At 61.1% G+C, this 24,412-nt stretch carries 23 protein-coding genes; 7 read left to right on the plus strand and 16 right to left on the minus strand.

Annotated elements, in window-relative coordinates; all coding sequences use genetic code 11:
* Positions 1 to 163: 163 nt before the first annotated feature.
* On the plus strand, positions 164 to 1,039 hold the full coding sequence (locus EAH74_RS13805) for an aldose 1-epimerase (protein WP_140679165.1): 876 nt from the start codon (positions 164 to 166) through the stop codon (positions 1,037 to 1,039).
* Here EAH74_RS13805 and EAH74_RS13810 read toward each other — a convergent pair.
* The 14 genes from EAH74_RS13810 to EAH74_RS33610 form a co-directional block, all read right to left on the minus strand.
* Positions 1,024 to 2,751, minus strand: a complete 1,728-nt coding sequence (locus EAH74_RS13810) for a hybrid sensor histidine kinase/response regulator (protein ID WP_140679167.1) — start codon at positions 2,749 to 2,751, stop codon at positions 1,024 to 1,026. The genes EAH74_RS13805 and EAH74_RS13810 overlap by 16 nt on opposite strands.
* Complete coding sequence (gene ercA, locus EAH74_RS13815) at positions 2,735 to 3,898, minus strand: alcohol dehydrogenase-like regulatory protein ErcA (RefSeq protein ID WP_140679169.1); 1,164 nt, start codon at positions 3,896 to 3,898, stop codon at positions 2,735 to 2,737. The genes EAH74_RS13810 and ercA overlap by 17 nt, the downstream gene beginning before the upstream one ends.
* Before the next feature lie 233 nt (positions 3,899 to 4,131).
* Complete coding sequence (gene pqqE, locus EAH74_RS13820) at positions 4,132 to 5,274, minus strand: pyrroloquinoline quinone biosynthesis protein PqqE (RefSeq protein WP_140679171.1); 1,143 nt, start codon at positions 5,272 to 5,274, stop codon at positions 4,132 to 4,134.
* A complete protein-coding gene (gene pqqD, locus EAH74_RS13825; RefSeq protein ID WP_140679173.1) occupies positions 5,252 to 5,524 on the minus strand; it encodes a pyrroloquinoline quinone biosynthesis peptide chaperone PqqD in 273 nt (90 codons plus the stop codon). Before pqqD ends, pqqE begins: the two co-directional genes overlap by 23 nt.
* Positions 5,521 to 6,273, minus strand: coding sequence for a pyrroloquinoline-quinone synthase PqqC (pqqC, locus tag EAH74_RS13830; RefSeq protein WP_140679175.1), 753 nt, complete (start codon positions 6,271 to 6,273; stop codon positions 5,521 to 5,523). Before pqqC ends, pqqD begins: the two co-directional genes overlap by 4 nt.
* 155 nt (positions 6,274 to 6,428) lie before the next feature.
* Positions 6,429 to 7,343 (minus strand): pyrroloquinoline quinone biosynthesis protein PqqB, encoded by a 915-nt coding sequence (gene pqqB / locus EAH74_RS13835; protein ID WP_140679177.1) that lies wholly within the window; start codon positions 7,341 to 7,343, stop codon positions 6,429 to 6,431.
* A gap of 55 nt (positions 7,344 to 7,398) precedes the next feature.
* Positions 7,399 to 7,470 (minus strand): pyrroloquinoline quinone precursor peptide PqqA, encoded by a 72-nt coding sequence (pqqA, locus tag EAH74_RS13840; protein WP_003253598.1) that lies wholly within the window; start codon positions 7,468 to 7,470, stop codon positions 7,399 to 7,401.
* Positions 7,471 to 7,727: 257 nt separating this feature from the next.
* On the minus strand, positions 7,728 to 9,248 hold the full coding sequence (gene exaC, locus EAH74_RS13845) for an acetaldehyde dehydrogenase ExaC (protein ID WP_140679179.1): 1,521 nt from the start codon (positions 9,246 to 9,248) through the stop codon (positions 7,728 to 7,730).
* 249 nt (positions 9,249 to 9,497) lie between these two features.
* Positions 9,498 to 11,273 carry a PQQ-dependent methanol/ethanol family dehydrogenase gene (locus EAH74_RS13850; protein ID WP_140679181.1) on the minus strand — a complete coding sequence of 592 codons (1,776 nt, stop codon included), beginning with the start codon at positions 11,271 to 11,273 and terminating at the stop codon, positions 9,498 to 9,500.
* A gap of 270 nt (positions 11,274 to 11,543) precedes the next feature.
* A complete protein-coding gene (locus EAH74_RS13855) occupies positions 11,544 to 12,482 on the minus strand; it encodes a quinoprotein relay system zinc metallohydrolase 1 (RefSeq protein WP_140679183.1) in 939 nt (312 codons plus the stop codon).
* A gap of 16 nt (positions 12,483 to 12,498) precedes the next feature.
* The gene (locus EAH74_RS13860; RefSeq protein WP_140679185.1) at positions 12,499 to 13,260 is read right to left on the minus strand and encodes a quinoprotein dehydrogenase-associated SoxYZ-like carrier; all 762 of its coding nucleotides are present in this window, start codon (positions 13,258 to 13,260) and stop codon (positions 12,499 to 12,501) included.
* Positions 13,260 to 14,135 carry a substrate-binding periplasmic protein gene (locus tag EAH74_RS13865; protein WP_140679187.1) on the minus strand — a complete coding sequence of 292 codons (876 nt, stop codon included), beginning with the start codon at positions 14,133 to 14,135 and terminating at the stop codon, positions 13,260 to 13,262. Before EAH74_RS13865 ends, EAH74_RS13860 begins: the two co-directional genes overlap by 1 nt.
* A 3-nt stretch (positions 14,136 to 14,138) precedes the next feature.
* Positions 14,139 to 14,600, minus strand: coding sequence for a cytochrome c-550 PedF (pedF, locus tag EAH74_RS13870; protein WP_123364413.1), 462 nt, complete (start codon positions 14,598 to 14,600; stop codon positions 14,139 to 14,141).
* A gap of 394 nt (positions 14,601 to 14,994) precedes the next feature.
* Positions 14,995 to 15,117 carry a hypothetical protein gene (locus tag EAH74_RS33610; protein WP_008149743.1) on the minus strand — a complete coding sequence of 41 codons (123 nt, stop codon included), beginning with the start codon at positions 15,115 to 15,117 and terminating at the stop codon, positions 14,995 to 14,997.
* Positions 15,118 to 15,275: 158 nt separating this feature from the next.
* Between EAH74_RS33610 and EAH74_RS13875 the strand changes: the two genes are divergently transcribed.
* From EAH74_RS13875 to EAH74_RS13900, 6 genes are all read left to right on the plus strand, one after another.
* Positions 15,276 to 16,460, plus strand: coding sequence for an ABC transporter substrate-binding protein (locus tag EAH74_RS13875; protein ID WP_140679189.1), 1,185 nt, complete (start codon positions 15,276 to 15,278; stop codon positions 16,458 to 16,460).
* Positions 16,461 to 16,490: 30 nt separating this feature from the next.
* Complete coding sequence (locus EAH74_RS13880; protein ID WP_140679191.1) at positions 16,491 to 17,450, plus strand: YVTN family beta-propeller repeat protein; 960 nt, start codon at positions 16,491 to 16,493, stop codon at positions 17,448 to 17,450.
* Positions 17,447 to 18,178 carry an ABC transporter ATP-binding protein gene (locus EAH74_RS13885; RefSeq protein WP_140679192.1) on the plus strand — a complete coding sequence of 244 codons (732 nt, stop codon included), beginning with the start codon at positions 17,447 to 17,449 and terminating at the stop codon, positions 18,176 to 18,178. Before EAH74_RS13880 ends, EAH74_RS13885 begins: the two co-directional genes overlap by 4 nt.
* Positions 18,175 to 18,966, plus strand: coding sequence for an ABC transporter permease (locus EAH74_RS13890; RefSeq protein WP_140679194.1), 792 nt, complete (start codon positions 18,175 to 18,177; stop codon positions 18,964 to 18,966). Before EAH74_RS13885 ends, EAH74_RS13890 begins: the two co-directional genes overlap by 4 nt.
* A 224-nt stretch (positions 18,967 to 19,190) precedes the next feature.
* A complete protein-coding gene (locus EAH74_RS13895; protein WP_140679196.1) occupies positions 19,191 to 19,748 on the plus strand; it encodes a PQQ-dependent catabolism-associated CXXCW motif protein in 558 nt (185 codons plus the stop codon).
* 56 nt (positions 19,749 to 19,804) lie between these two features.
* A complete protein-coding gene (locus EAH74_RS13900) occupies positions 19,805 to 20,467 on the plus strand; it encodes a response regulator transcription factor (protein WP_140679198.1) in 663 nt (220 codons plus the stop codon).
* Positions 20,468 to 20,580: 113 nt separating this feature from the next.
* On the opposite strand, the gene nahK is transcribed toward EAH74_RS13900, so the two are convergent.
* Together nahK and nosP are read right to left on the minus strand one after the other, a co-directional pair.
* The gene (gene nahK, locus EAH74_RS13905) at positions 20,581 to 23,175 is read right to left on the minus strand and encodes a hybrid sensor histidine kinase/response regulator NahK/ErcS' (protein ID WP_140679441.1); all 2,595 of its coding nucleotides are present in this window, start codon (positions 23,173 to 23,175) and stop codon (positions 20,581 to 20,583) included.
* Entirely contained in the window at positions 23,144 to 24,307 is a 1,164-nt protein-coding gene (gene nosP / locus EAH74_RS13910; RefSeq protein ID WP_140679200.1) for a nitric oxide-sensing protein NosP, read from the minus strand. The genes nahK and nosP overlap by 32 nt, the downstream gene beginning before the upstream one ends.
* Positions 24,308 to 24,412 lie beyond the last annotated feature (105 nt).

The following is a 24,412-nucleotide window of genomic DNA, read 5'->3' on the forward strand; positions in this document are numbered from 1 at the left end:
AGCTGCCGAAGGCTGCGTTCGGCTGCGAAGCAGTCGTCAATCCGGTGGATGCGATTTTCCTGATACACCGCGCCGTATGGTTTTACGACTGCTTCGCAGCCGAACGCAGGCTTCGCCAGCTGCTACATGGCTCAGCGGTGTTCTCACATCAGAGCTCAATTGAATGACGCCAATATTGCTGAACCTCGAAGACGAATTCACCCACCTCACCCTCGCCCCGCAACTCGGTGGCAGCATCGTCAACTGGAGCGTGCGCGACACGGGGCTGCCGCTGTTGCGCCACAGTGACGCACACGCGCTGAACACCGGTCTGCCCGGCAAGCTCGGCTGCTTTCCCTTGGCACCGTGGTCAAACCGAATTTCCGAAGGCGGCTTTGAATGCCCCGAGGGCTGGCTTGCCCTGACACCCAACAGCCTCACCGATCCCTTGCCGATTCACGGCAGCGCCTGGCAACAGCCGTGGCAGGTGGTTTCGCAGACGCACGATGAAGTCGTCCTGCAACTCGACAGCACCACGCCGTTCGCTTACCGCGCTCGGCAACGATTCCATCTGAGCGACGGCAAGCTGAGCATTGAATTAAAGGTCACCCATCTGGCCCAACGCCCTGCCTGGCACGGGCTCGGCTTGCATCCCTACTTTCCACGTACCACGGACACCCAGTTGCAGGCGCCAGCCCGGCACGTCTGGTTGTGTGACGGGACAAAACTGCCGACACAGCTCAGCGCGTTGCCGGCCGAATGGGATTTCCAGTCACTCAAGACGTTGCCCGACACATTGGTCGACAACGGCTTCTGCGAATGGGACGGCCACTGCCTGATCCGCCAGCCAGCGTTGGGCTATGAGCTGGAATGCCGGGCCACTGGCAGCGATTACTACCTGCTCTACTGCCCGGTGGGCCTGGATTTTTTCTGTATCGAACCGGTGAGCCACCCGGTCAACGCGCATCACCTGCCCGGTCGACCGGGGTTGCGACTGCTTGAGCAAGGCGAGTCAGCCGAGCTCGGTTTCAGCCTGCACTATCGCTACCCCAGCAACTGACTCAGCACCGCGCGCAACTTGCCGGGTTTCACCGGTTTGTTCAGCAGCGGTGCGTCGAGTCGCTGCAATGAGCGCCGACACTGGTCCGTGCGGTCGGCAGTGATGATGACCGCCGGAATTACCTGGTGGTAATGCTCACGCAAATGCCTGACCACATCACAGCCCACCACCCCGTGATCGAGGTGGTAGTCCGCCAGAATCAGTTCCGGCGGTCGCCCCTGCAAGGCGGCCAATGCGGAGAATTCATCAGTGGCCGTGACCACTTCGCAGCCCCACTGCCCGAGCAGCGCGCTCATGCTTTCGAGAATGCTCACTTCGTTGTCCAGCACCAGCAAACGCCGGCCCGGCAACGGGTTCCCCGTTCCTGGCTGTGGCGCCGCCAGACTGATCGGCAGCGGAACCTCATGGGAAATCGGCACGTCGATGCTGAACATCGAACCGCGCCCCGGCAACGAATGAACCCCGACTTTATAGCCGAGGATCTTGGCGATGCGCTCAACGATGGCCAGCCCCAAGCCCACACCCTTGCGGTCGGAGGCGCGGCCGACGTCCAGTTGATTGAACTCGAGGAAGATCGAATCCAGTCGGTCCGCCGCGATCCCGCGCCCGGTGTCCCAGACTTCCAGGCGCAGCATTTCACCCCGGCGTCTGGCCCCCAGCAGGATGCTGCCCTCGTCGGTGTAGCGGCAGGCGTTGCTGAGGAAGTTGCGCAAGATCCGCGTCATCAGGCGCAAGTCAGTGCTGATGGCGTAATCGCCCATGTGCACCCGCAGGTTCAACCCTTCGGCTTGGGCCACTGACTGGAATTCCGACACCAACGGCGCGAGCAATTCATCGAGACGGTACAGCGCAATGTCCGGTTTCACCGCCGCCTGATCAAGCCGGGAAATGTCCAGCAAGTCGGTGAGCAAATCCTCCGCCCCTTCCAGCGCTTGATGCGTACGCTCCACCAACACCTGTTCGACGTCGGGCAGTTTGCGCTCGCGCAGGGTCGAGATCAGCAAACGCGCGGCGTTGAGCGGTTGCAGCAGGTCATGGCTGGCGGCGGCGAGGTATTTGTCCTTGCTGCGATTGGCGGCCTCGGCGGCGTCCCGGGCGTCCCGCAAGGCTTGGGCGATCTGTTTACGCTGGGTGATCTGCTGTTGCAGGTTGCGGTTGGCTTCCAGCAACTCGTCGGTGCGCGCGGTGACGCGCTGCTCCAGTTCGTCGTTGAGTTGCTGCAGGCGCTGCTGGGCGAGTTTGCGTTCGGTGATGTCGGCGACAAAACCTTCCACCAGCCCTTCCTGATCGGGCTTGAGCAACAGGTTCATCAGCACATCGAGGCTGCTGCCGTCCTTGCGTCGCAACTGGGTTTCATAGCCGTGCAGGCTGCCCTGGTGCCTGAGGATTTCGCCGATATTCTCCAGCTCCTGTGCACCACCGATAAACAGGTTGCTCGCCAGATCCGCCAAGGAAAACAGCACCTCCTGGGGATTGTCGTAACCGAGCATCCGCGCCAGTGCCGGGTTGGCGGCACGCATGCCTTCCAGGAGGCTGGCCTGGAAGATCCCGTGGACCGCATTTTCGAACAGCCATTTGTAGCGATTGCGCTCGGCTTCCAGCTCGTCGAGGCGCGCAGCCAGTTCCGGGTAATGACTCTTGCGCGCCGAGTGGCTGCCTAATCCCAGTAACCCCGCCAGCGCCCGTTGCTGTTCGTCAGAGGGCTTCGCCATAGACGACCTCGACATCACGCTGACTGGACTCGCGCGGGTTGGTCAGGATGCACGGGTCGTGCATGGCGTGTTGCGACAGGAACGGAATGTCAGCCATGCTGACCCCGTGCAGTCCGAGGGTTTCGTGGAAGCCGATGGCGTGTTTCAACGCAATCAGATGTTCCACCAGACGCCCGCAAATCTGCCGGTGATTAAGGCCCCGGCAATCGATGCCAAAGGTCTCGGCGATCACCTTGAAGCGCTCAGGTGCGGAGCTGTAGTTGAACGCCACCACGTGCTCCACCAGCACCGCGTTGCACAGCCCATGAGGCAAGTCGAGAAAGCCACCGAGGCTGTGGGACATGGCGTGCACCGCGCCAAGGATCGCGTTGGAGAACGCCAGCCCGGCCTGCATGCTGCCGAGCATGATTTTCTCGCGCAGGGCAATGTCGTTCGGGTTGGCGATCATCTGCACCAGGTTGCCGTTGATCAGGCGCATCGCTTCGAGTGCGTGGGGATCGGTCAACGGCCCGTGCCCGGTGGAAACAAACGCTTCGATGGCATGCACCAACGCATCGATGCCGGTACAGGCCGACAGGAACGGGTCCATGCTCAACGTGGTTTCCGGGTCGATCAGCGACACGTCCGGCACCACCGCTTTACTGACGATGGAGAACTTCATGCGTTCTTGCTGGTTGGAGATGATCACGAATTGCGAGACATCGGCCGAGGTGCCGGCGGTGGTCGGAATCAGGATCAGCGGCGGGCTCGGGACGCGGATGGTGTCCACACCTTCGAATTCGAGGATGCTGCGCCCATGGGCGACAACAATGCCGATGCCTTTGCCGCAATCCATCGGGCTGCCGCCACCGACGGCCACGATCACATCGCAATGATTTTCCCGGTACAGATCGGCGCCGAGCATCACTTCTTCGACCCGCGGGTTGGGCGAGACTGCGCTGTACAGGAAATACTCAATGCCCTGGGCTTGAAGGCTGGCCTCGACATCGGCGACCCAGCCGGCAGCAATCACACCGGGATCGCTGACCAGCAGCACCTTACGGGCACCAAAGGTTTTGGCGCAATTGCCGACGTTGTGCCGGCAGCCCGCGCCAAAGATGATTTCAGGTGAAACGAATTTACGCAGCTGGCTGAGACTCTGGCTCATTGGAAAGCCTGTTTTTATTGTTTTGGAAGGTAACGTCCACACTAAAGCATCCGGCTGTGAATGCAATCAGACCAATGGGTAGCAGGCTGGTGTCCTCAAATCCTGTATCCACCGCAGATCCCCTGTGGGAGCGGGCTTGCTCGCGAAAGCGGTGGATCAGTCGACATCAATGTTGAATGTAATGCCGCCTTCGCGAGCAAGCCCGCTCCCACAGGGGATTTGTTCCGTTTGATTCATCCGCGGTAGATCAATCGCGAAGCCTTCTCGTTCCGCAGCGTCAGGTGTTCCATGCCCAGCCCCGGTGCGTCGGCTTCCTCGCGAGCCTTGAGAATCACACCGTGATGCGGTGACTTGCTGCACACCGGGTCAGCGTTGGCAGCGTCGCCGGTCAGCATGAATGCCTGGCAGCGGCAGCCGCCCAGATCGTTGTGCTTTTCATCGCAGGAGCGGCACGGTTCCTTCATCCAGTCATCGCCACGAAAGCGATTGAAACCGAAAGAATCAGTCCAGATGTGCTCGATACTGTGCTCGCGCACATTGGGAAACTGCACCGGCAACTGTCGGGCGCTGTGGCAAGGCAACGCTGTGCCGTCCGGGGTGATGTCGAGAAACAGATTGGCCCAGCCGTTCATGCAGGTCTTGGGGCGTTCTTCGTAGTAATCCGGGGTGACGAAGATCAGCTTGCACGGGTGGCCCTGCGCTTCAAGACGCTCGCGGTATTCGTTGGTGATGCGCTCGGCACGCTGCAATTGTTCGCGCGTGGGTAACAGGCCAACCCGGTTGAGCTCGGCCCAGCCGTAGAACTGGCACGTCGCCAATTCGACGAAATCCGCTTCCAGTTCCAGGCACAAGTCGATGATCTGCGCGATCTGGTCGATGTTGTGCCGATGGGTGACGAAGTTCAGCACCATCGGGTAGCCCTGGGCCTTTACCGCGCGGGCCATGGCGAGTTTCTGGGCGAAGGCCTTGCGCGAACCGGCGAGCATGTTGTTCACCGCTTCATCGGCAGCCTGGAAGCTGATCTGAATATGGTCCAGCCCCGCGACCTTGAAATCGCGTACTTTCCGCTCGGTCAGGCCGATGCCCGAGGTGATCAGGTTGGTGTAGTAACCCATGTCCCGGGCGGCTTTGATCAGTTCGGCCAGGTCTTGACGAACCAACGGTTCACCGCCGGAAAAACCCAGCTGCGCGGCGCCCATCTCCCGGGCTTCGCGGAACACCCGGATCCATTCTTCGGTGCTCAACTCTTCGCCTGATTGGGCAAAGTCCAGCGGGTTGGAGCAATACGGGCATTGCAGCGGGCAACGGTAGGTCAGCTCCGCCAACAGCCACAGCGGTGGCCCCGGACGCGAGTCATTCGATCCAGAATTGAGCATGGGCCACCTCCAGAAATGCCAGCACATCTTCGTCGATCCCCGGTACGCCGGGGAAATTCGCAGACAGTAAATCAATGATCGCCGCGACGCTGCGCTGGCCGTCCATCAGATCGAGGATCTGCCCGGCACTGGCATTGAGTTTGATCATGCCTTCGGGATACAGCAGCACGTGACAGTCTTGCCGAGGTTCCCATTGCAGGCGAAAACCCTGACGCAGCGACGGTGATTGCTCGCGGTTGATCAGGCTCACAGGGCAATCCCCCGGTGCCAGACGTTCGAGTGGGTGACGGTGTGATACGGCGGGCGCTCCAGCTCGTAGGCCATGCTCATGGCATCGAGCATGCTCCACAGCACGTCGAGCTTGAATTGCAGGATTTCCAGCATGCGTTGCTGGCCTTCGACCGTGACGTAGTGCGCCAGGGTGATGCGCAAGCCATGCTCGACATCCCGTCGCGCCTGACTCAGGCGAGTACGGAAATAGTCGTAACCGCCGACGTCGATCCACGGGTAATGGGCCGGCCAGGCATCGAGCCGGGATTGGTGGATCTGTGGCGCAAACAGCTCGGTCAGCGAACTGCTGGCGGCTTCCTGCCAACAGGCGCGACGGGCGAAATTGACGTAGGCGTCCACGGCGAAACGGACACCGGGCAGCACCAATTCCTGTGAAAGGATTTGCTCGCGATCCAGTCCCACCGCTTCGCCCAGACGCAGCCAGGCTTCGATCCCGCCTTCGCTGCCGGGTGCACCGTCGTGATCGAGAATTCGTTGCAACCATTCCCGGCGCACGTCGCGGTCCGGGCAGTTGGCGAGAATCGCCGCGTCTTTCAGGGGGATGTTCACCTGGTAATAGAAGCGATTGGCGACCCAGCCTTGAATCTGCTCGCGGGTTGATCGGCCGGCGTACATGGCTTGGTGGAATGGATGGTGGATGTGGTAATAGGCGCCTTTGGCGCGCAGGGCCGCTTCGAATTCGGTGGGGGTCATTGCTTTGTCAGTCATTGCGGTTCTCCGGGGAACAACCGTTGGATTCTGCGGTGTCTGGACTGGCCCCATCGCGAGCAGGCTCGCTCCCACATTGGGATTGTGGTGTACACAAAATCTGTGTTCACACCGATCAACTGTGGGAGCGAGCCTGCTCGCGATGAGGCCATCCGCTACAGCTCGATACTCATGCCGTCAAACGCCACTTCGATCCCGCGCCGCTCCAGCAGCGCCCGCTCGGCCGAGTCTTCATCGAGGATCGGGTTGGTGTTGTTAATGTGGATCAGCACCTTGCGCTGGCGGGTGAAGCCTTCAAGGATCTCGAGCATGCCGCCAGGGCCGCTTTGCGACAGGTGACCCATTTCACTGCCCAGGTTTTGGCCGACTTCGCAGACTCGCATCTCGTCGTCGCGCCACAAGGTGCCGTCCAGCAACAGGCAATCGGCGCGTTGCATCCAGCTCAAAACCTCGTCGTCGACCTGTCCCAGGCCAGGCGCGTAAAACAGCGAAGCACCGCTGCGCCGGTCTTCGATGAACAAACCGATGGTGTCGCCCGGCTGCGGATTGCCGCGATTGGGCGAATACGGTGGTGCGTTGCTGACCAAGGGGATCGCGCGAAATCGCAGATGTGCGCAAGCGGAGATGCTGAACGGCTCGCGATCGAGCCCGACCGGTTGCCACTGCAACCCACCGTTCCAGTGCTTGAGCATGGTGAACAACGGGAAGCCGCTGCTCAGGTCTTCATGGACCCGTTCGGTGCACCAGACCGAATGCGGGCAACCCTCGCGCAGACTCAGCAGGCCGGTGCAGTGGTCGATCTGGCTGTCCAGCAGGACGACGCCAGCGATCGCGGTATCACGCACCCGGCGCGCCGGTTGCAGCGGCGCGAAACTCTCGAGTTGCGCGCGAATGTCCGGTGAAGCATTGCACAGCACCCAATCCACACCGTTGTCGCTCAGGGCAATCGAGGACTGGGTGCGCCGTTGGGCCCGCAGGCTGCCATTGCGCATCGCGGCGCACTGGCGGCAGTTGCAATTCCATTGCGGAAAACCACCGCCAGCGGCGGATCCGAGAACGCGAATGTGCATGGGCAATGCTCCAGAAGGCAGGCCCGGCCAACGCAACAGCTGGCCGGGTGAACAATCAGCGGTTGGCGAAATACATCGTCACTTCGAAGCCAATGCGCAGATCGGTAAACGCGGGTTTAGTCCACATGGGTCAATCCTCTTCTTATGCCGGACGATTCCGGTAAAGCCATTAATGCACGGGGGGCCAGGCACCCGAATGCTACTTTCGAACGAGGTGGCGGCGTGCATTGGTAGGGGGTGTTGCGGGGTTTTTTAGTACACACAAAACCAATGTGGGAGCGAGCCTGCTCGCGAAGGCGGCCTGACAGTCAACATCAATGTTGAATGTGCTGGCCTCTTCGCGAGCAGGCTCGCTCCCACAGGGGGTGTGTGGTGCTTGCTAGATTAGAAGAACCCCATCGGATTGATGTCGTAGCTCACCAGCAGGTTTTTGGTCTGCTGATAATGGTCGAGCATCATCTTGTGGTTTTCACGGCCGACACCGGATTTCTTGTAGCCCCCGAACGCGGCGTGGGCCGGGTACAGGTGGTAGCAGTTGGTCCAGACACGCCCGGCCTTGATCGCCCGGCCCATGCGGTAGGCACGGTTGATGTCGCGGGTCCATAGACCGGCGCCGAGGCCGAACTCGCTGTCGTTGGCAATCGCCAGGGCTTCGGCTTCGTCCTTGAAGGTGGTGATACCCACCACCGGGCCGAAGATTTCTTCCTGGAACACGCGCATTTTGTTGTGTCCCTTGAGCAGGGTCGGCTGGATGTAATAACCCGTCGACAAATCGCCCTCAAGACGCTCGGCCGCGCCGCCGGTGAGCAGCTCGGCGCCCTCCTCCTGAGCAATTTTCAGGTACGAGAGAATCTTGTCGTATTGCTGCTCGGACGCCTGGGCGCCGACCATGGTTTCAGTGTCCAGCGGGTTGCCGCGCTTGATCTTGACGATCTTCTGCATCACCACTTTCATGAAGTCGTCGTAGATCGACTCCTGCACCAGCGCTCGCGATGGACAGGTGCAGACTTCGCCCTGGTTGAAGAACGCCAGCACCAAACCTTCGGCGGCCTTTTCGATGAACTGTGGCTCGGCTTGCATGATGTCTTCGAAGAAGATGTTCGGCGACTTGCCGCCCAGTTCGACCGTGCTCGGAATGATGTTCTCGGCCGCGCATTTCATGATGTGCGCGCCAATCGGGGTGGAACCGGTGAAGGCGATCTTGGCGATGCGCTTGCTGGTGGCCAGCGCCTCACCCGCTTCGCGACCGAAGCCCTGGACGATGTTCAGCACACCGGCCGGCAGCAAATCGGCGATCAGCTCGGCGAAGACCATGATCGACAGCGGCGTCTGCTCGGCGGGTTTAAGTACCACGCAGTTACCGGCGGCCAGGGCCGGGGCGAGTTTCCAGGCGGCCATCAGCAGCGGGAAGTTCCACGGAATGATCTGCCCGACCACGCCCAATGGCTCGTGGAAGTGATAGGCGGTGGTCAGCTCGTTGATCTCGGCGGCACCGCCCTCTTGAGCGCGGATGCAACCGGCGAAGTAACGGAAATGGTCGGCGGCCAGTGGCACGTCGGCATTCAGGGTTTCGCGCACGGCTTTGCCGTTGTCCCAGGTTTCGGTGACGGCGAGGATTTCCAGGTTCTGTTCGATACGGTCGGCAATTTTCAGCAGCACCAGCGAGCGGTCCTGCGCCGAGGTTTTGCCCCAGGCGTCAGCCGCGGCATGCGCTGCGTCGAGAGCTTTTTCGATGTCGGCGGCGCTGGAGCGCGGGAATTCGGCGATCACTTCACCGGTGACCGGCGAAGAATTGGTGAAGTACTCACCATTGACCGGCGGGACGAACTCGCCGCCGATGAAATTGCCGTAGCGCGGTTTAAACGTAACGACGGCGCCAGGTGTACCAGGTTGTGCGTAGATCATGGTGGGCCTCTGTCTGGGTCGATGCCTGTCGGGCAAACAGGCGATGAACCGATAGTAGAGAGCCCCACGCGTCAGACGAATGCGCCGTTGGCAGGAGGACTCTCGTTATTTGGTAGTAGATTCGCGCCAATCCCACTGTGGGAGCGAGCCTGCTCGCGATGGGGCCATTACATTCAACATAGATGTTGGCTGATGGACCGCTATCGCGAGCAGGCTCACTCCCACAGGGGTTATGCGGTGGATTTGAAGTTAGTGCTTGGCGACCAGGTCTTTCGGCAACTTGAAGGTCCAGAGCATGCCGCCCTGGTTGAAGTCCTTGATGCGCTTGGCCACTTCGCCGCCCCACAGCGGTACGGCGCCACCCCAACCGGAAAGGACCGAGACGTACTGTTCGCCGTCCATTTCCCAGGTCACAGGCGAGCCGAGTACGCCGGAGCCGGTCTGGAATTCCCAGACTTTCTCGCCGGTCTTGGCATTGAACGCCTGCAGGAAACCTTCCGGCGTACCGGTGAATACCAGGTTGCCCTTGGTGGTCAGCACCCCGCCCCACAGCGGCGCGTAGTTCTTGTGGCGCCACACTTCCTTGCCGGTTTTCGGGTCAATGGCGCGCAACACGCCGATGTAGTCTTCATTCAATGGCTTGATGGTGAAACCGGCACCCAGGAACGCCGCGCCTTTCTTGTAGGCGATGCCTTCGTTCCAGATGTCCATGCCCCATTCGTTGGACGGCACGTAGAACAGCCCGGTGTCCTTGTTGTAGGCCATCGGCATCCAGTTTTTCGCGCCGAGGAACGCTGGGGCTACGAATACCGAACTGCCTTTGGCTTCGGTGCCGGGCGCGCCTGGACGGCTGGCTTCGTTGTAGATCGGCCGACCGTCTTTATCCAGGCCGGTCGCCCAGGTGATCTTGTCCACGAACGGGAAGCCGCGAATGAATTTGCCGTTGGTGCGATCCAGCACGTAGAAGAAGCCGTTACGGTCAGCGGTCGCCGCGGCTTTGATCTCTTTGCCGCCTTCGGTGTAGTTGAACGAGACCAGCTCGTTTACGCCGTCATAGTCCCAGCCGTCGTGAGGCGTGCTCTGGAAGTGCCACTTGATGGTGCCGTCGTCCGGGTTGAGCGCCAGACGCGACGACGAGTAGAGGTTGTCGCCAGGACGCAGGTGCGAGTTCCACGGCGCCGGGTTGCCGGTGCCGAACAGCAGCAGATTGGTTTCCGGGTCGTAGTAACCGCCGAGCCAAGGGGCAGCGCCACCGGTTTTCCACAGATCGCCGGGCCAGGTCTTGCCGGCTTCACCGCCGGAGATGCCGTTCTCTACCGCTTTGCCGTCCTTGTAGACGTAGCCCATGTGGCCTTCAACGGTGGGACGGGTCCACAGCAGGTCGCCGTTTTTTGGGTCGTAGGCTTCGATTTTGCCAACCACCCCGAACTCGCCACCGGCGACACCGGTGATCAGTTTGCCGTTGATCACCAACGGCGCGGCGCTGATGGAATAGCCTTCCTTGTGGTCGGCGACTTTCTTGCTCCAGACGACTTTGCCGGTGTCCTTGTTCAAGGCCACAAGCTTGGCGTCGAGGGTGCCGAAGATCACCAAATCGCCGTACAGCGCGACACCACGGTTGATCACGTCGCAGCAAGGGCGGATGTCATCGGGCAGGCGCGCATCGTATTGCCAGAGCTTCTTGCCGGTGCGCGCGTCCACCGCAAACACCCGCGAGTAGGAGCCGGTCATGTACATCACGCCGTCCTTGATCATCGGCTGTGCTTGCTGACCGCGTTGTTTTTCACCGCCGAAGGAGAACGCCCAGACCGGACGCAAGTCCTTCACGTTGTTGACGTTGAGCGTATCCAGTGGGCTGTAGCGCTGACCCTGGACGCCCAGACCGTTGGTGACGATCTGCTCCGGGTTCTTGGGGTCCTGGAGAATGTCTTGATCGGTGACGCCGGCCAGTGCAGTGCCAGACAACAGCATGGCACTGAGCAGCACGCTCAAGACGAAGGGTTGGCGACGTGCGGGTTGGGTCATGACGGCTACCTCTGCAGTTTTTTGTTATACCCGGGAAATTTTCCCGGTCTGGTGCAGATTCTTGGGCGCCGCCGCCCTTGGGACAATTGCCCGCAGTGCTGAGATTGCTAGTTCCTTAGTACCGGGTCGGATGAGATGAACACCTATAGATCGACACTAGTCCCCTGTGGGAGCGAGCCTGCTCGCGACGAGGCCCTCACATTCAGCATTGATGTCGGCTGATACACCGCCATCGCGAGCAGGCTCGCTCCCACAGGGGTTTTGTGTTGATCATTTGTGCGCGGCGGAATCGACACGGGTCATCTGCCCGCGCTCGTAACGCGGATACAAATGGCTGACGCTACGGATCAGCTCGTAACGACTCAGGCTGATCCCGGCAAACCGTTCGGGAATGGGGCTGCGGATCATCTCGGCCATGTCGCTACCATTGGCGGCGCCATCGCGCATGAGCTGGTCGAGCCAGGTCAGGTAGTCGCGCATTTGCACGAAGGGCTGTTGATCGCTGGCCACCGGGCCGTGGCCGGGAACGATCAGCGTCCACGGCAAGCCTTGAAGGGTGGCGATGTCCGCCAGCCACACCACCAGCCCCGGACTGTTGGGCGTGGTCAGCGCCCGTTGGTAAAACACCAGGTCCCCGGCAAACAGCACGCCGGTTTTCTGGTCGAGAATAGCCAGATCCGCGCCCGTGTGCCCACCCAGGCCCAGCAGACGCAGATTGTGATTCCCAAAACTTCGCACACCGGGGGTCAGCGTCCGGGTCGGCAACACCACCTCGGTGCCGCGCATCCAGTCGCCCACCAGGCGATACATGTTCTCGGCCATGGCATCGCCCTGCTGGTGCAGCAGCTCAGTAGTGCCGGCCAGCGCACCAATCGGCACGTCACTGAAGGCCTGGTTGCCGAGCACATGATCAGGATGATGATGGGTCAGCAGCACCTCGATCACCGGTTTGTCGGTGGTCGCAGCAATCGCCTTGCGCATCGCTTCGCCGTAGCGTTTCGACGGCCCGGTGTCGATCACCACCACACCCTGCTCAGTAACGATGAACGCGGTGTTGACGATGTTGCCGCCATTGGCCTTGGCGAAATTGTCGGTGCTGCCTTCCAGCAGCCAGGTGTCTTCGGCGATCTGTCGGGGCTTGAGAGTGTATTCAAGATCGGCCAAGGCCGGCAGGCTCAAACCGATGAACAACAGCAGCATCCAGCGCATCGCGCGCTCCTTTGGGTCAGGGTATGGCCGCATCGAATTGGTTGCCGCTGTTGTCGCGCAGCATCAGGCGCGTCTGGCCCGCCCCTTCGATGTCGAAGGCCAGGTTGGGGTTTTCGCTGACAGCAGGAAACAGCTCAAGACGGGCCAGCAGTTGATCGTTCTGATCCCGCAGTTCGGCATGGTTGATGAAGAACTCCGGGATGCCGCTGACCATGCCGTTGTCCATCGGGTGCGCCACCTGCAAGCGCACACGGCTGAATTCACCACGGGGATAACGACCGCCCAGCACTTCGCCGATGTGGTCCTCCCAACCTGGCTGGGTACGCACCACACTCGGCGCCGTGCAGCCGCCGCCGGCCGCGTCGATCAGCGTCGAGCCGACATGCCACAACCCGTCACGGGTCAGCACCGCCGCGCGCAACGGCGTGGCCTGTTCGATACGGATGCGGATCGACAGCCAGGGCAGCACCCGGTCCAGCGGCTGGAAATCGACAATTTTCGGCAAAGGGTTGAGTTCTGCCCAGGCGAGGATTTTCACCACTTCGCCTTTGAACGCGCGCGCGTCGATTTCCAGTGGCACTTGCCGGGCGTCTTCGGCGAACGGAGGCGCCAGCAGCTTGACCCGCTCGTCGAACACGAACGGCGCATCGCCGAGCATTTGCTTGTGATAGAAGGCCCACATCACCGAGGGCACCGGGTCTTTGCCCGGGTCGATGTCCACGGCGTGCGCGGCGAGGGGTAACCAACAGGCCAACAGACAACCCACTCGCCAGTTCACTATTGATACATCTCGGGCACGTCATAGCGCAGACCGTAATGGCCATAAATGGTCTTGACCGAGCCCTCGCGGATCAAGGCTTCCAGTGCCTCTTCCACGGCATAGGCCAGTTGACGGTTGCTTTCATGCACCGCCATGCCGATCTCCCAAAGCTGCTTGCCCATGTTCGGGTAGGCGTTTTCCGCCAGCGCTACTTGCGGGTCCGCCGCTTCATGCACTTGCCAGTCGATCTCGCCGCGCATGGCCATGACCGCGTCGACTTCACCGGCCTTCATGGCCGCGAAAGCCTGGGGCACGCCGGGATAGTGGTGGGTTTTGCCGGCAAGCATGCCGTTGAACACCGAGGTCAGGTAGAACGACGGTACGCTGTCGACTTCGACGCCGATCGGGTGGTGCTCGAACACGGCGACGCTACCGACTTTGTCCAGCCGGCGGCGGTCATAGGCAACCTGCCATTGTTCGTTCTGGTACGGCCCGAACATCACCACATGGCCGTTTTCCAGTTCGCCCAGTTCATTGCGTTTCTGCGCGTAGTCGCGGTCGTACGGCACGCGCATCATCAGGTCGGCCAATTGCAGGTCGTGCAACTGACTGGCACGCCAGATGTAATCGCGCAGGTCGTCATCGAGCTTCTCGCCGGCCGGCGCCCAAATCAAAGTGAGCCGCACGCCGAGGGCCTTGGCCAATGCCTCGGCGAGTTCGACATCCACGCCACGAACCTGGCCGGCGTCTTCAAAACTGTAGGGGGCGAAGTCCTTGTAGACCGCCACTTTCAGCTCCCGGGCGGCGATCATTTCGTCATAGGTACGGACCTGCGCCTGCACTGCCTGGCAGCACAGCAACACAGCGCTGATCAACACAGCGAGCAGGCGCATGGGTTACTCCTCGACGTGAACGCTGTCCAGATAAGTACGCACCGCCCACAAGGCTTCCTGGCTCAGGTAGTCGGCCATCTTCGGCATGTACACCCGGCCGTCACGCACAGCGCCGTGGCGCACCCGTTCGACGAACCATTCATCACCGGCATCAGCGACATCGAGCAAGCGCAAATCGGGGGCGATGCCACCGGATTTGGCTTCCAGGCCATGACAGGCCGCACAGTTCTGGTTGTACGCCGAGGAGCCTATTTCCAGGGCCTTATCGTGTTCCGGGGAGGTGCGGTAAGGGTTCACCGATGCCCAACCATCGGCATCGACCGATACGCCGGCGTCCTTGATTGGGGTCAGGCCCGGAGTTTCCACCGCTTGCGGCACCACGTTGCCGTGAGCCCAGACGGAACCTGCGCTGATAAAGCCGGCCAGCAGACCGGCAACGAGTAAGGCGTTGCGTTTTGTTGTCATTGTTATGCCCTCTTGGTTGCACGCAAAACCTCTTCGAAGAGGCTATGGCCCCCATCTTAGGAAGGGCTTCGCGCAAGCCCCATGCTGCTTTGGTGGGCGCGGTCTAGTTCCTTGGTAGTAGGGCTTGTGGTGCATACCCGAATCAGGTGCCTGAGTGAATTCTTCCCGGCCGAAAGAAGCAGACAGATCAAAAGATCGCAGCCTTCGGCAGCTCCTACAGTTGATCGGTGTACACCCACCACTCAACAGGCCGAGCGTTAGCTCGCCTGCAGCTTTTGATGTTGACGCACCGCCCCCCTCGAGAGGCCGAGCGCAGGTTCTGCGCAGTGGCTGATTGACGACAGTCCCGCCACTGCAACAACCCAGAGCTTGATCCGCCACAGGGCTGACACGCCTAGCGCCCCGGTGTCATGGGCAAGACCAGCAACGGCGCGGGACGCGGGCCGTGAAGTTTGTCGACGCCGATCAGGGTCAGGATCAACAGCAACGGCAGGAGCAGCGCTTTGAGAATTCGCATGATCGATCGCCTCCAGAGTGATGGCCGTTGTTGTCCATGCTAAAACCGCGCCACCCCGGGCGAGTTACTACCTTGGTACTGGCTCACTGGTACTTTCTGCATATTTCCTTCTGCCTCACAGCGTTCCTATGCTGGCGCTACCTGTAATGGAGTGCCTTATGCGCCAGCTTGCCCCTTACGCCCTGATCTATCTGTTGGCGATTGCCTGCGCCGCCGGGTTGGCGACCCAGAGCCAGGCCGCCGACGCGCCGTTGCAGGTGCAGATCGGCTACCTGGGCTATCGCCCTGATCCGGGCCCGTTGCTGTCGAACGTCATTCCCGAGCCGACCGATGCCGGGTTGCATGGCGCCGAACTGGCGATCACTGACAGCAACAGCACCGGGCGTTTCCTGAACCAGAGTTACAACCTGGTCAGCGCCAACGTCGACAATCCGGATGCCTTGGTCGAAGCGGCCAAGGCTCAACATGAACAAGGTCTGCGCCTGTTTGTCGTCAACGCACCGGCCGCCAGCCTGCGCCAACTCAGCGCCGTGCTGCCCGACAGCTTGCTGTTCAACGCCGGCAGCCCAGACGACAGCCTGCGCACCACCGACTGCCTGCCGAACGTGCTGCACAGCCTGCCGAGCCGGGCGATGCTCGCCGATGCGCTGGCGCAATTTCTGGTGGTGCGCAAATGGCAACGGGCGCTGCTGATCGTCGGCCCGACCCCGGACGATCAAGCCTATGCGGCCGCCCTGCGCCGCGCCGCCAAACGCTTCGGCCTGAAACTGGTCGCGGAAAAAGCCTGGAGTTTCGACAACGATCAGCGCCGCAGCGCCCAGGCCGACATGCCGCTGTTCACCCAGACCGCCGAGTACGACGTGGTGCTGGTGGCGGATGAACGGGGCGATTTCGGCGAATACGTGCCCTACCAGACCTGGTACCCACGGCCGGTCGCCGGCACTCAGGGTCTGACCCCGGTGGGCTGGCATAAAACCGTGGAGACCTACGGCGCCGCCCAGTTGCAGAAACGTTTCGAAGCCCTGACCGGACGCTGGATGAATGACCGCGATTTTGCGGCCTGGATCGCCGTGCGCAGCATCGCCAGTGCCGTGAGCAAACTGCGTCAGGTCGATCCGGTGGCGATCCGTACGCTTGAGATCAGCTATCAATTGCCGCTGGACGGTTTCAAGGGTCGCAAGCTCAGCTATCGGCCGTGGAACGGCCAGTTGCGCCAACCCATTCCCATCGTGCAGCCCCGGGCGTTGGTCAGCACGTCGCCGCAAGACGGCTTCCTGCACCCCTTCAACGAAATGGACAGCCTCGGTTACGACAAGGCCGAAGTCACCTGCCGTTTTCCCTGACCCGATAATTAAAACAACAAGGAATCTGCCATGCGCCGCACCCTGCTTTCCTGCGCCCTGCTGCTCGCCGCCGGGCACGCCGCTGCCAGCACCGCCTGGGTCTCCAACGAAAAGGACAACAGCCTGAGCCTGATCGACCTGCAGACCCTGCAAGTCACCGACACCCTGCCCGTCGGCCAGCGCCCCCGCGGTCTGCTGTTGTCCCATGACAACAAGCTGTTGTACATCTGCGCCAGCGACTCGGACCGGGTCCAGGTGATGGACGTGGCCACACGCAAGATCATCAAGGAACTGCCCTCGGGCAAAGACCCGGAGCAGTTCGCCCTGCACCCCAACAATCGCTGGCTGTACGTTTCCAACGAAGACGATGCGCTGGTGACGGTGATCGACACCGAAACCTCCAAGGTGCTGAGCCAGATCAACGTCGGCGTCGAACCCGAAGGCATGGCCGTCAGCCCCGACGGCAAGTGGGCGGTGAACACCAGCGAAACCACGAACATGCTGCACTGGATCGACACCAGCACCCAGACCCTGGCCGATAGCACCCTGGTGGATCAGCGCCCGCGCTTCGTCGAGTTCACACCCGATGGCTCGAAGCTCTGGGCTTCGGCGGAAATCGGCGGCACGGTGACGATTCTCGACGTCGCCACCCGCAAGATCCTCAAGACCCTGACCTTCCAGATCAAGGGCGTGCACCCGGATAAGGTTCAACCGGTGGGCATCAAACTCAGCGCCGACGGCAAGTACGGTTTCGTCGCGCTCGGCCCGGCCAATCATGTGGCGGTGATCGACGCCAAGACCTTCGAAATTCTTGATTACCTGCTGGTCGGCCGGAGGGTCTGGCAGATGTCGTTTACCCCGGATCAAAAACAATTGCTGGCCACCAACGGCGTCAGCGGCGATGTGTCGGTGATCGACGTCGACAGCCTCAAGGTGACCAAGTCGATCAAGGTCGGGCGTTATCCGTGGGGCGTGGTGGTGACGCCATGAACGCACTGGAAGTCAGCGAGCTGAGTTTCGCTTATGGTGCGAAAGAGGCGTTGCGTCAGGTGAGTTTCAGCTTGGCGCCCGGCCGTTTCGCTGCATTGCTGGGGCCAAACGGCGCGGGCAAATCGACGCTGATTGCCCTGCTCACAAGGCTCTACGATGTGCAGCGCGGTGACATCCGCATCGGTGGTTGTTCACTGCGCAACGCAGCGCGCCCGGCGCTCAAGCAATTGGGCGTGGTGTTTCAACAAAGCACGCTGGACCTGGACCTCAGCGTCGAGCAAAACCTGCGTTATCACGCCGCGCTGCATGGAATATCCCGCCGCCAGACCGGCCTGCGGGTCGACGCCGAACTGGCCCGCCAAGCCTTGACCGAACGCCGTCGCGAGCGGGTCCGCGAACTCAATGGCGGCCACCGTCGCCGAGTGGAAATCGCCCGCGCCTTGTTGCATGAGCCACGCCTGCTGCTGCTCGACGAGGCCAGCGTCGGCCTCGACCCGGCCAGTCGGCTGGCGCTCAATCAACACATTCGCAGTTTGTGCCGCGAGCAAGGCATCAGCGTGCTTTGGACCACTCACTTACTCGATGAAGTACAGCCGAGCGACGACTTGTTGATCCTGCATCAGGGCCGACTGGTCGCCAGCGGACAAGCCGACGCCCTGAGCCAGGAGCACGGTGGTGACCTGGGTTCAGCCTTCACTCGACTGACGACCTCAGGAGCCGCGCAATGAATGCCTACTGGCAATGTTTCAGCGGCATCGTGCTGCGTGAATGGCTGCGCTTTGTGTTGCAGCGCACGCGGTTTCTCAGTGCGCTGGTGCGGCCGTTGCTGTGGCTGCTGGTGTTCGCCGCCGGTTTTCGTGCGGCCCTCGGGATCGCGATCATCGAGCCCTACGACACCTACATTCCCTATGAGGTCTACATCATTCCCGGGCTGGCCTGCATGATCCTGCTGTTCAACGGCATGCAAGGTTCGCTGTCGATGGTCTACGACCGGGAAATGGGCAGCATGCGCGTGCTGCTGACCAGCCCCCTGCCCCGAACCTTCTTGCTGTGCAGCAAGTTGTTGGCCACTTCGCTGATCTCGCTGTTGCAGGTGTATGCCTTTCTGGCAATTGCCTGGGTGTACGGCGTGCAGCCTCCGGCCATGGGGCTGTTGATCGCCTTGCCGGCGTTGCTGCTGGTGGCGTTGATGCTCAGCGCACTGGGCCTGTTGCTGTCCAACGCGATCCGTCAGCTGGAGAACTTTGCCGGGGTGATGAATTTCGTGATCTTCCCGCTGTTTTTCCTGTCGTCGGCGCTGTATCCGCTGTGGAAGATGCGCGAGTCCAGCGAGTGGTTGTACTGGTTGTGCGCCCTGAACCCGTTCACCCATGCGGTGGAACTGGTACGGTTTGCCTTGTATGAACACTTCAATCCGTTGGCGCTGGCGGTGTGCGTCGGGCTGACGCTGGTGTTCACGCTGCTCGCCGTACTCACCTTCAACCCGCAACACGCCGCCCTACGAAAATCCAACTGACAACACAGTTCCAATGTGGGAGCGAGCCTGCTCGCGAAAGCGGAGTGTCAGTCGACATCAATGCTGGATGTGATGGCCTCTTCGCGAGCAGGCTCGCTCCCACAGGGATTTGTGTTGAACAGTTCGAAATTACTACTTTAGTACTGGTTTCCCTGTCTATCGTCGCATTCCAATCGCACCGAGACTGGCATGTAATAGGTTCATAACTATAAGGATTGAACCCCATGCCGCGTGCCCGACGTCGTCTGCTACGCCCTTCTCTCGTTGCGCTGTCGCTGAGCCTGTTACTGGGCGCCGCGCAGGCCGAAACTCCGCTGTTCTCCACCGACGGCTATCGCATCGGCCTGTACCGCAGCCCGACCCCGAATCAAGTCCAGGGCGCCGGCATCATCGATACCGCGGCCCTGCAGGCCCTGCTGACCCAGACACCGCGTCCGGTGCTGATCGACGTCTACCGCCGCCAGTGGTTGCAAGGACGTTTCATCGAGGACCAGCCCCACGAAAACCTCCCCGGCAGCCATTGGCTGGCCAATACCGGCGACGGTGACCTGACGCCCGACTGGCAGGACTATTTTGCGCGTAAGCTGAACACATTGACCGCAGGCGATCTCGCGCAACCGCTGGTCTTCTACTGCCGCTCCGATTGCTGGCTGAGCTGGAACGCCGTGAAGCGCGCCGCCGCCATGGGCTATAAGACTCTGTATTGGTATCGCGACGGCCTGGACGCCTGGCAGGCCGCCAACCTGCCCGTATCGCCCGCCCAGCCTGAGCCCTTCCCCTGACCTTTATGCGTGCGAGTTGTTGCCACACCCTAATCAAAATAATGAGGTGAAAGGCTATGTACAAAATTCTGATTGCCGACGATCACCCGCTGTTTCGCGAAGCCATTCATAACGTCATCAGCGATGGCTTTCCGGGCAGCGAGGTGATGGAAACCGCCGACCTCGACAGCGCCCTGGTGCTGACACAGGAACACGACGACCTGGACCTGATCCTGCTCGACCTGAACATGCCCGGCATGCACGGCCTCAACGGCCTGATCAACCTGCGCAACGAGGCGCCGACCATTCCGGTGGTGATCGTCTCGGCCGAACAGGACAAACAAGTCGTGCTGCAAGCCATCACTTACGGCGCGGTGGGTTTCATCACCAAATCCTCGCCACGGGTGCAGATGACCGAAGCCATCCAGCAGATCCTCAACGGCAATGTCTACTTGCCGCCGGACATCATCCGCACGCAAAAATGCGGCTCAAGGCGCATGAACGATGCCCCGAGCTTCCCACCTGAACTGCTCCAGGCCTTGACCCGCAAGCAGTTGCTGGTGCTCGAACGCATGACCAAGGGCGAGTCGAACAAACAGATCGCCTACACCCTGGAAATCGCCGAAACCACGGTCAAGGCCCACGTCTCGGCGATCCTGCGCAAACTCAATGTGCACAACCGGGTGCAGGCGATCTTGAGTGCGGGCGACATTGATTTCGGGTCTTACTTACGCCGCTGAAACCGAGTCGCCCCTTTCGCGAGCAGGCTCGCTCCCACAATTGACCGAGTTCACTCAGATCCAATGTGGGAGCGAGCCTGCTCGCGAAGAGGCCAGCACAGACACGAGAAACCTCAAGGCCTGCCGAGCAAGTGACTCATTGCCGTCTTGAGCTTCATCGGCCGCACCGGTTTGTGCATCAGGGTGTGGCCCAGTTCGCGGATCTGCTGTTTGAGTTCGTTGCTGTAGTTGGCGGTGATCATCATTGCCGGAATGGCTGAGCCGCGTCGGGCGTTAATCCGGGCCACGGCATCGACGCCGTTCTGATCGTCATTCAGGTGATAGTCGGCGATCAGCAAATCGGCTTCTTCGTGATAGTTGTCCACTTGCCGCGCCAGGTCCTGCTCCGACAGTGCCGTGACCACCAGACACCCCCACCCTTCGAGCAACGTGCGCATGCCGGCGCAAATGGCCGCGTCGTTATCCAGCACCCACACCCGCGCCCCACGCAGACGCTCAAGCATCGGTTCACTCATCAGCAAACTCGGCAGCGCCTTGGGTGCGGTGGCGCTGAGCGGCACTTCAACCGAGAACATCGAGCCTTTGCCCGGCCATGAACGCACATGAATGCGGTGACCGAGAATCCCGGCAATCTTTTCCACGATCGCCAGGCCCAGACCTAACCCGCGATCCTGATCCGGACGCTGCACGTCACCGCGCTTGAACTCCTGAAAAATCTCTTCCAGACGGTTTTCCGCAATGCCCATGCCGCTGTCCCAGACCTCAATCGACAGGCGCTGGTGATGACGCCGGCAACCGAGCACCACACGACCGCTGTAGGTGTAGCGAATGGCGTTGCTCAACAGATTTCGAAGAATCCGCGCCAGCAACTGAATGTCGCTGCGCACCAGTGCCGAACAGGGGATGAAATGCAGCTCCAGGCCTTCGCTGCGAGCCACCTGGGTGTACTCGGCCGCGAGGTTTTCCAGCAGTTCGCTCAGGGCAAACGGCGCAATGTCGGCCTTGATCACCCCGGCATCCAGTTTGGAAATGTCCACCAGCGTACCCAGCAGGTTCTCCACGTCTTCCAGGGAGTTGCTGACATTGCGCACCAAAATGGCATTGGCCACCGGCTCCCGCCGTTCGAGCAACGCGCTGGTAAACAGCCGCGCAGCGTTGAGCGGTTGCAGCAGGTCATGACTGACGGCAGCGAGAAACTTGGTCTTCGACAGGTTGGCCTGTTCGGCTTCGAGTTTGGCTTCACGCAGGCGAGATTCCGCCCGCCGACGCTCATCGATCTCACGCAGCAACTGGTCATTGAGCGTGGTCAGTTCCGCCGTGCGTTCGCGCACCCGCAACTCAAGATTCTGATAGGCCTGGTGCAGCGCTTCGGCGGTGCGGCGGCGTTCGGTGATGTCGCGGATCAGCACGAAAATCCCCACCACTTCCCCGGTGGCCAGGCGATTGGGTACGTAGGAGCGCAGCATGTAGCGCTCCTGGTTGTTGATGTTGGTTTCAGCGACCTCGAACGTCACGCTCTCACCGGCCAGGGCCCGGGCCACGTAGGCTTCCAGGCGCTGGTAATGCTGTTCGCTGTGGACTTCGCGCAGGCTCTGCCCAAGCATCACGCCCCGAGGCCAGCAATACCATTCTTCATACACCTTGTTGGTGAACTCATAGACCAGATCGGCATTCAGGTAGGCAATCAGCGCCGGCACATGGTCGGTGATCAGGCGAATCCAGCGCTCGCTTTCGCTCAGCGCTTCGGCGTGTTGGTAGCGTTCGGTGATGTCGGTGAAAGTGTTGACGAAACCACCGGTGGGCAACGGATGGGTGCGGATTTCCAGCACCCGGCCATCGTAGAGGCGCTGCTCGCGTTCCTGCACAGGCCGCCCGTTTGCATCGCGACTGGCCGGGGTCAGCAGGTTCAACTCGCTGTCGGCGATCACTTCGGCAAACGGACGATGGGCCGCCACCGGGGCCAGGCCGCTGAGTTCGAGGAAACGCCGGTTCCACAACTCCAGAATGCCTTCGGCGTTGACCATGGCCACGCCTTGGGACAGGTTGTCGACCGCCCGTTGCAACAAATGGGATTTCTGCGCCACCGCCTGCTCGCGGCGCACGGTTTCGCTGAGTTTGACGTCGGTAATGTCGGTGAACAGGATCACCCGCCCGCCCTCTTGGGTCGGTCGTTCGCTGACTTGCAACCATCGGCCGTTCTGCAAGCGATAGAACAGGTTTTCGTCGGCGTGCCCGCGCGGCTCTTCAGTGAACAGCCCGGTGGCGGACATCAATCGCTTGACCTCGGCCAGGCGCATGCCGGCGTTGATCCGCACCCGGCTGTTGCCCCAGAACGCCTTGAAACGGCTGTTGAACAGCACGATCCGCTGGTCCGCATCGAACAGCACAAACGCATCGGAAATACTCTCGATGGCATCGATCAAGTGTTGGTGCGCAGTTTCCGCCCGCAGCCGCGCTTCGCTGAGCAAGTGGTTGCCTGACTTGAGTTCGGCCATGGCCTGGTTCAGGGCGTCGGTGCGTTCGCGCACCTGTTCGGCCAGCACCACCGAATGCTGGAACGCCGCGTACGGGTCATTGCCGCGGGTGATGCCGGACTCGATCCGCTCGATCAGCGCGCCATTGATGCGCTGCAATTTGTGGTTGTCGTGGCTCAGGCTGGCGATTTGTGCCTGAAGCTCAGCGATGTCCAGGGGACCGGCCTCGGGCAATGGCAACCCCGGTGAAGGTCTGGTTGATGTGCATGCCATTGAACTGTTCTCCGTAGGTGTTGAAACCCATCACCCGTTGGTCACGCAAAAACGTTCCGATCTGCTCCAGACTGCCGCCGTCTTCCAGTTCCAGACGCCTGAGAAAGCAGTCGCAGCCGATGGTCAGCAATAGATCGCCGAGGCGCTCCTGCAAGCCTTCGAACAGGGTTTGCAGATTCGGCAGCATCGGGCCTGGCGTCATGACGGTGAGGACGATGCCGTTTTCCACCGCGCAGTAAAAACTCAGGCTCAGGTCGGGATGAACCTGCTGGATCGCCCGCACGTAATACTGATCGTTGATCCGCACGGCCAAGGGGTGCGCGGCGAAGATCCGATGATCGAGCTCGGCCACCGGCACACCGATGTGCCGGGCGTACTCCTCGGCGGCCGGCTCGGCATTGAGTTCAAAGACTCGGCGCGAGGCGCTGTCGGCCCCGGTGACCACCAGTTTTTCCGCCCGAGGCAGGATGTGGTGAGTGGTGAAGACTTCGAAGTCGAGCCAGGTGTTGACCAGCACCACCACCGCCGCGCCGCTGTGGAACTCGCCATTAAAATAGACGTGGGTGTGGGTCAGCCGGTTGTCGTCACCAGCCGAGCCGCCGAAATGCGGGATATCGCCCAGTGCCGCGCTCAGGGCGGCAAGGACCATTTCTTCGCGACTGGAAAGGCCATCGAGCAAGGTCAGGGCAAAGCTGTTGCCCTTGATCGGCGCCAGGGTGTTGCTGCGACAGCCACTGACCAGGCGCTCGACCATTTGCTGGGCGTCGATCAGGCTGAAACGCTCCATCTCGCAGATCAGTTCGGCGTCGATGGAAAAATGCCGGTGGTCGAAGCCCACCGCAGTCACGCAATTGCGACCGTAGCCGAGGGGTGTGATTTCCCCGGCGCTGGTGCAGCCGACCAAACGAATACCGCCGAAGCTTTGTTGCAAGGCCTGACCCAGCGCCTGCAAGTCGTACTCGGCGGAACAGAAAAACAGCACGAAGCCCAAGTGCGGATGCAACAGTTGTCGCGCCAGCTCCTGAGCCACTTGCTGGGCATCGGTGGCCAGGGACATTGCACTGACCACACCTTCACTCTGGACCTGCTGCATTATCGCCTCCCGCAGGTGCGCCTGTATGAGGTTCGAGTGTACGAAGCCTGTGAGCTGCGACGTATGCTACTTGGGTAGCGGGTAGCCGCTTCGATGGGATGAGAG

The sequence above is a fragment of the Pseudomonas mandelii genome, from assembly GCF_006438925.1.
GTDB lineage: Bacteria > Pseudomonadota > Gammaproteobacteria > Pseudomonadales > Pseudomonadaceae > Aquipseudomonas > Aquipseudomonas mandelii_C.

Bases quoted from the DNA above. Each gene is read 5' to 3' on its own strand.
- EAH74_RS13805 (WP_140679165.1), top strand. From the start codon at position 164: ATGACGCCAATATTGCTGAACCTCGAAGACGAATTCACCCACCTCACC.
- EAH74_RS13810 (WP_140679167.1), bottom strand. From the start codon at position 2,751: ATGGCGAAGCCCTCTGACGAACAGCAACGGGCGCTGGCGGGGTTACTG.
- ercA (WP_140679169.1), bottom strand. From the start codon at position 3,898: ATGAGCCAGAGTCTCAGCCAGCTGCGTAAATTCGTTTCACCTGAAATC.
- pqqE (WP_140679171.1), bottom strand. From the start codon at position 5,274: ATGCTCAATTCTGGATCGAATGACTCGCGTCCGGGGCCACCGCTGTGG.
- pqqC (WP_140679175.1), bottom strand. From the start codon at position 6,273: ATGACTGACAAAGCAATGACCCCCACCGAATTCGAAGCGGCCCTGCGC.
- pqqB (WP_140679177.1), bottom strand. From the start codon at position 7,343: ATGCACATTCGCGTTCTCGGATCCGCCGCTGGCGGTGGTTTTCCGCAA.
- exaC (WP_140679179.1), bottom strand. From the start codon at position 9,248: ATGATCTACGCACAACCTGGTACACCTGGCGCCGTCGTTACGTTTAAA.
- EAH74_RS13850 (WP_140679181.1), bottom strand. From the start codon at position 11,273: ATGACCCAACCCGCACGTCGCCAACCCTTCGTCTTGAGCGTGCTGCTC.
- EAH74_RS13855 (WP_140679183.1), bottom strand. From the start codon at position 12,482: ATGCGCTGGATGCTGCTGTTGTTCATCGGTTTGAGCCTGCCGGCCTTG.
- EAH74_RS13865 (WP_140679187.1), bottom strand. From the start codon at position 14,135: ATGCGCCTGCTCGCTGTGTTGATCAGCGCTGTGTTGCTGTGCTGCCAG.
- pedF (WP_123364413.1), bottom strand. From the start codon at position 14,600: ATGACAACAAAACGCAACGCCTTACTCGTTGCCGGTCTGCTGGCCGGC.
- EAH74_RS33610 (WP_008149743.1), bottom strand. From the start codon at position 15,117: ATGCGAATTCTCAAAGCGCTGCTCCTGCCGTTGCTGTTGATCCTGACC.
- EAH74_RS13875 (WP_140679189.1), top strand. From the start codon at position 15,276: ATGCGCCAGCTTGCCCCTTACGCCCTGATCTATCTGTTGGCGATTGCC.
- EAH74_RS13880 (WP_140679191.1), top strand. From the start codon at position 16,491: ATGCGCCGCACCCTGCTTTCCTGCGCCCTGCTGCTCGCCGCCGGGCAC.
- EAH74_RS13885 (WP_140679192.1), top strand. From the start codon at position 17,447: ATGAACGCACTGGAAGTCAGCGAGCTGAGTTTCGCTTATGGTGCGAAA.
- EAH74_RS13890 (WP_140679194.1), top strand. From the start codon at position 18,175: ATGAATGCCTACTGGCAATGTTTCAGCGGCATCGTGCTGCGTGAATGG.
- EAH74_RS13895 (WP_140679196.1), top strand. From the start codon at position 19,191: ATGCCGCGTGCCCGACGTCGTCTGCTACGCCCTTCTCTCGTTGCGCTG.
- EAH74_RS13900 (WP_140679198.1), top strand. From the start codon at position 19,805: ATGTACAAAATTCTGATTGCCGACGATCACCCGCTGTTTCGCGAAGCC.
- nosP (WP_140679200.1), bottom strand. From the start codon at position 24,307: ATGCAGCAGGTCCAGAGTGAAGGTGTGGTCAGTGCAATGTCCCTGGCC.